Origin of the sequence: Mesorhizobium sp. M5C.F.Ca.IN.020.32.2.1 (assembly GCF_004023105.1) — a bacterium.
GTDB lineage: Bacteria > Pseudomonadota > Alphaproteobacteria > Rhizobiales > Rhizobiaceae > Mesorhizobium > Mesorhizobium wenxiniae.
This window is the reverse complement of the sequence record NZ_RZSX01000403.1, coordinates 1-5,503: the sequence shown is the minus strand read 5'-3', so window position 1 is coordinate 5,503 and position 5,503 is coordinate 1. Positions and strand designations below refer to the sequence as shown.

The following is a 5,503-nucleotide window of genomic DNA, read 5'->3' as shown; positions in this document are numbered from 1 at the left end:
GCCTTCGACGCAGGCCTCGAGCACGCCGCAGGCGTCCTCGGCGAATTTCATTGGCGGCACGACAAAACAGTTCGAATTGGAGACGAAAGGCCGCGCGCGAAAATTCTCTTCGCCGCCGGCAATGGCATAGAGCATGTCGAGCGCCGGCTTGACGTTCTCGCGCACCGTGAAGGACGTGCCGACATGCTTCGACGTGCCCATCACGCAGGCGTAGAGCGTGTTGAAATCCATGTCGAGCGGATCGGGAATGTCGCGCGGCACCATCGGCCGCTGGAAGAAATGGATGTTGTCGAGCCCTTCGACGATGCGGGCCGCGTCATAGATGTCCTGCAGCAGCGACTCTCGATACTCGCGCTTCTCGACGTCGACCAGATGCACGGCGGCGCCCGCCGTGCCGTAATGCACGCGCTTGCCCTGGATCAGCATGTCGTGCTTGGGATCCTGGCCATGAAGGGTGAAGTGGCGTGCGGCCTTCTTGATGGTGTCGAGGACGAGCGCGCGCGGAAAACGAATGCGGCCGTCCTCGCCGAGCGTGGCGCCGGCCTTGGTCAGCGCCTCGATGCAGGATGGGATGGCATTGGCGAAGCCGACCGTTTCAAGCAGCGTCAGCACCGCTTCGTGGATGCGCTCGCGGTCGTTTTCGCTGAGCGGCCCGTAGCTTCCGCCTTCAAGGCCGGCGCGCACCGGCTTGATATCGTCGGCAAGCGGCGCCGCCCGCATGGCGCGGCGCGCTTCGCGCCCCCCGGAACGCCGCGAACGTTGGTCCGAGGTCGTATCCGGCTTCTCAACAGCCACTGACATGGGAGGCACTCCACCTTTAGCTGCGAAGCGGGCGGCGGTGGTTGGTCCACCATCGGCGTGCTTCGTCCCCTTATGCCTCGAACTATGCCGCCGGCATTGGTGCAGCCTATGAGCCAGACGGTCCCGTCACATATGCCAGAGCGCTAAAGAATGGCGGCCGGTCTCTGTTACGCCCCGACCGAGGCATCAAGCCGCCGCCGGCCTGCGCCCGGCCGCCGTCGCCAGTTCGCGGATGCCGGGCTCGATGTGCTGCAGCGCAATCGAGGAGATGCCCAGCCGCATGAAGCGCGACGGCTTTTCGGTGCGGTCGAAGAAGCGGTCGCCAGGCTCGATGATGACGCTGCGCGTGGCGGCGGCCTCGGCCAGCCCGCGCGAATCGGTGCCGCGCGGCCCTTCGAGCCAGAGCGACGCGCCACCGGCGGAATCGGTCGAGCGCCACTCCGGCAGGAAAGCGGAAATTGCATGGATCAGACGCTTGCGCCGTTCGTCGAAAGCGCTCGACAGCCGCCGCACCAGCGCCTCATGGTGGCCAAGCGACAAGAACAGTGCGACCGCGCGCTGGTTGTTGGCCGGCGGATGACGGAGCATGAAGCGGCGTAGCGCGCGAAGCTCGGAGATCAGCCCGGCCGAGGCAACGATGTAGCCGAGCCTAAGGCCCGGAGCCAGCGTCTTCGACATTGAGCCGACATAGATGACGCGGCCCGAGCGGTCGAGGCTCTTCAGCGCCTGCTGCGGCGCTTCGTCCAGAAGCTGGCTGTCATAGCCGTCCTCGATGACGATTTGGTTGTGACGATTGGCGCGCGCCAGCAGGTCCTGCCGGCGCTCCGCCGACAGCGGCACCATGGTCGGGCAATGGTGGCTGGGCGTCACGAAGACGAAGCCGGAATCGCTGGGAATAGAAGCGGTTACGATGCCGGAGTGGTCGACCGGGACCGGTGTGACGTCGGCGCCCGCCAGTCGGAAGATCGAGCGTGCGTCGGGATAGCCGGGGTCTTCCATGGCGACCTTGGAGCCTTTGGTCATCAGCAGCGTCGCCAGCATGTAGAGCGCATTCTGCGCGCCGAGCGTGACGATGATCTCATCGGGGTTGGCGAAGATGCCGCGCCGCGGCAACAGCCGCGCCTGGATCTGCTCGATCAGCAGCGGATCGTCGCGGTCGACCATGTCGGACGCCCAGTTGCGGATCTCGAGCACGGCGAGCGCCATGCGGTTGCACTCGCGCCACTCGGCGGTCGGGAACAGTGCCGGATCGAACTGGCCATAGACAAAGGGGTAGGACGACTTGATCCAGTTGTCGTGCTTGGCCGGCGGCGGCATGTCGCTGGCCGCGATCTGTCGGCGCGCCTTCCAGTCGATCTCATTGGCCTGGTCGGGCGCCTTCTGGTGCGGTTTGGCCGGCGTCGCCAGCACGTCCGGATTGACGAAATGGCCGCGCCGTTCGCGCGCCACAAGGAAACCCTGGTCGACGAGTTGCTGGAAGGCCAGCACCACGGTGCCGCGCGCCACGCCGAGTTTCTCGGCCAGGATCCGGCAGGACGGAAGCGGCATCGAGGCGGCGATTTGCCGGTCGAGGATGGCGGCGACGATCGCTTGACGGATCTGTGCCTGCAGGGTCTGGCCGGATTCCGCCGAAATCCGGAACAGGCCGGACCATATGGCCGTGTCGTTTCGCTGTGGCATGGAAGATGTTCCTCGATGGCCAGCTTTTTTCACTTCGCTGGACCAGTCGAATGTACCGGTGGCACAAGCTGTTGCGCCAATCAATTTTTCTGATCGCTGGGATTTACGCCAGTGATCCTTCGCTGCAACGCGTCATCCCCTGGCGTGACGCCGTGCGTCATCGCTGCGTGACGCCGTGCGTCATCGCTGCGTGACGCCGTGCGTCATCGCTGCGTGACGCCGTGCGTCATCGCTGCGCATTGAAACCAGTTGATTTCGGCTAGATAGTTTGGACGCGACGACACGCGCCGGAAACATCCGGTCTGTTATGTTGGCATTTCAAGGCTCGGAGTGAGGCAGTGGATCAATCGTCCTTTCAAAAACAGCTCGACGCCCTGCGCGATCACCGTGCGGCCAAATCGGGCAGCATGCGCGAGGCTTTCGCCGCTGATCCGCAGCGCTTCGAAAAATTCTCCGCCACCGACGGCGACCTGCTGCTCGACTGGTCGAAATGCGCGGTCGATGCGCAGACGATGGATATGCTGGAGAAGCTGGCGGAAGCCGCCGATCTCGAAGGCCGGCGCGCCGCGATGTTCTCAGGCAAGAAGATCAACGTCACCGAAGGCCGCGCCGTGCTGCACACCGCCCTGCGCAACCTGGACGGCAAGGGCATCGTGCTCGACGGTCAGGATGTGAAGGCGGAGGTTGTCGCCGTGCTCGACGCGATGGGCGTCTTCGCCGATGCCGTGCGCTCCGGCAAGGCGGCCGGCGCCACAGGCAAGAAGATCACCGACATCGTCAACATCGGCATCGGCGGGTCCGACCTTGGCCCGGCCATGGCGACGCTGGCGCTGGCGCCCTATCACGACGGGCCGCGCACACACTACGTGTCCAACATCGACGGCGCTCATATCCACGACACGCTGATGGGCCTTTCCGCCGAAACCACGCTGTTCATCGTGGCCTCGAAGACCTTCACCACGGTCGAGACGATGACCAATGCCGAGACGGCGCGCGAATGGGTGCAGAAGGCGCTCGGCAAGGAAGCGGTCGGCAAGCATTTCGCCGCCGTCTCGACGGCGCTGGAGTTGGTGGCCAAGTTCGGCATCGCGTCCGACCGCGTCTTCGGCTTCTGGGACTGGGTCGGCGGACGCTATTCGGTCTGGGGCGCGATCGGCCTGCCGGTGATGATCGCTGTCGGCCCGAAGAATTTTCGCGCCTTTCTCGACGGCGCGCATGCGATGGACGAGCATTTCCAGACTGCGCCGCTGGCCAGGAACCTGCCGGCGCTGATGGGGCTGGTCGGCTGGTGGCATCGGGTGATCTGTAGATACCCCGCTCGCGCCGTCATCCCCTACGATCAGCGCCTGTCGAGGCTGCCGGCCTATCTGCAGCAGCTCGACATGGAATCGAACGGCAAGAGCGTCACCCTCGACGGCGGCGCTGTGACCACGCCGACTGGCCCGCTGGTCTGGGGCGAGCCCGGCACCAATGGCCAGCACGCCTTCTTCCAGCTGCTGCACCAGGGCACCGATTTCATTCCGGTCGAATTCCTCGCAGCGGCCATCGGTCATGAGCCGGACCTCAAGCATCACCATGATCTGTTGCTCGCCAACTGCCTGGCGCAGTCGGAGGCTTTCATGAAGGGCCGCACGCTGGAGGAAGCGCGCGCGCAGATGCTGGCGAAAGGCATGGCGCCCGCCGAGGTCGACAGGATCGCCCCGCACCGCGTCTTCTCCGGCAACCGGCCCTCGACGACGATCCTCTACAGACAACTCGATCCGCATACGTTCGGACGGCTGATCGCGCTCTATGAGCACCGCGTCTTCGTCGAAGGCACGCTCTTCAACATCAATTCCTTCGACCAGTGGGGCGTCGAGCTCGGCAAGGAACTGGCGACCGGGCTGCTGCCTGTCGTGGAAGGCAAGGAGAATGCCGCAAAGCGGGACGCTTCGACCGCCGGACTGGTGGGACACATCCACCGATTGCGCGGATCGGAGTAAGCGGCTTGGCCGAGATCAAGGGAATATTGTTCGACAAGGACGGCACGCTTGTCGACTTCAACGCAACATGGCTCGGCGTTGCCGATTTCATGGCGATGGATGCGTCGGAGGGCGACCGCTGGAAGGCCGACAGGCTGCTTGCCGCGGCGGGCTACGATTTCGCCACCAAACGCTTCAAGCCCGACTCCATCTTCGCCTCCGGCACCAACATGGATGTCGTCGAGCTTTGGTTTCCGCGGCTGTCGGATGAGGACCAGATGCTTGCCGTCGCCCGCTTCAACGAGATCACCTCGGTGCAGGGCTCGGCGATGGCGGTGGCGCTGCCGGGCATCGTCGAGACGCTCGGCGTTCTTCACAGGAAATCCTACCGGCTCGGCGTCGCCACCAACGATTCGACCACTGGCGCAGAAAAGACATTGCTGACGCTGGGCGTCGCGCAGCTGTTCGACGCCGCCTATGGTTATGACGCGGTGGCCAATCCGAAACCGGCGCCGGATACGATCCTTGCCTTCTCGGACCTTACCGGCCTGAGGCCGACCGCGATCGCCATGGTCGGCGACAATCGCCACGATCTGGAGATGGCGCGGGCCGGCGGCTGCGGTCTGGCAATCGGCGTGCTCTCCGGCACCGGCACGCGGGAATCGCTATCGCAGATCGCCGACGTCATTCTGGATTCGGTTGCCGACCTGCCCGACTTTCTTTCGGCAAGGGTCAAGGAGACGACCTGAACTCGCAGGGCTACTCCGGCTCGAACGAGAAGACACCGCTCGCCGCGCCTTTTGCTTCGCCGACATCCGGCACGCGGTATTCGGCCAGCAGCCGAAGCCGCGAGCGGGGCAGGTAGGCCCGGCCCGGGTCGCCGATCAGCACATTGATGCGTGCGGCCAGGCAGCGGTCGAGGAAGGGGATGACCCGGTCGGCGAGATCTTGCCCGTAAAACAAGTCGCCGGCTGCCACGACATCCACCGGCGGCGGCGGACCAGCGGTGATGTCCTGGCCGACGACTGTGATTGCGACGCCGTTCGCCGCCGCATTGAGAC

The 5,503-nt window shown here is 64.9% G+C and carries 5 protein-coding genes and 1 pseudogene; 3 read left to right on the top strand and 3 right to left on the bottom strand.

The window, feature by feature from the left end:
* A partial coding sequence (locus tag EOA86_RS20035) for a trimethylamine methyltransferase family protein (RefSeq protein WP_206630075.1) occupies nucleotides 1-801 on the bottom strand: 801 nt, incomplete at its 3' end.
* Nucleotides 802-987: 186 nt separating this feature from the next.
* Nucleotides 988-2,481 (bottom strand): PLP-dependent aminotransferase family protein, encoded by a 1,494-nt coding sequence (locus EOA86_RS20030; RefSeq protein ID WP_128343224.1) that lies wholly within the window; start codon nucleotides 2,479-2,481, stop codon nucleotides 988-990.
* A 5-nt stretch (nucleotides 2,482-2,486) separates the two neighbouring features.
* Between EOA86_RS20030 and EOA86_RS20025 the strand changes: the two genes are divergently transcribed.
* From EOA86_RS20025 to EOA86_RS20015, 3 genes are all read left to right on the top strand, one after another.
* Nucleotides 2,487-2,675, top strand: coding sequence for a hypothetical protein (locus tag EOA86_RS20025; protein ID WP_128343223.1), 189 nt, complete (start codon nucleotides 2,487-2,489; stop codon nucleotides 2,673-2,675).
* Nucleotides 2,676-2,819: 144 nt separating this feature from the next.
* On the top strand, nucleotides 2,820-4,463 hold the full coding sequence (pgi, locus tag EOA86_RS20020; protein ID WP_128343221.1) for a glucose-6-phosphate isomerase: 1,644 nt from the start codon (nucleotides 2,820-2,822) through the stop codon (nucleotides 4,461-4,463).
* Between the two features lie 5 nt (nucleotides 4,464-4,468).
* Nucleotides 4,469-5,191, top strand: a complete 723-nt coding sequence (locus tag EOA86_RS20015; RefSeq protein ID WP_029357042.1) for an HAD family hydrolase — start codon at nucleotides 4,469-4,471, stop codon at nucleotides 5,189-5,191.
* Nucleotides 5,192-5,201: 10 nt separating this feature from the next.
* Here the strand turns inward: EOA86_RS20015 and EOA86_RS20010 are convergent.
* Nucleotides 5,202-5,503, bottom strand: a pseudogene (locus tag EOA86_RS20010) (methyltransferase); the annotation flags it as partial.

Bases quoted from the DNA above. Each gene is read 5' to 3' on its own strand.
- EOA86_RS20025 (WP_128343223.1), top strand. From the start codon at position 2,487: ATGTTCCTCGATGGCCAGCTTTTTTCACTTCGCTGGACCAGTCGAATG.
- EOA86_RS20030 (WP_128343224.1), bottom strand. From the start codon at position 2,481: ATGCCACAGCGAAACGACACGGCCATATGGTCCGGCCTGTTCCGGATT.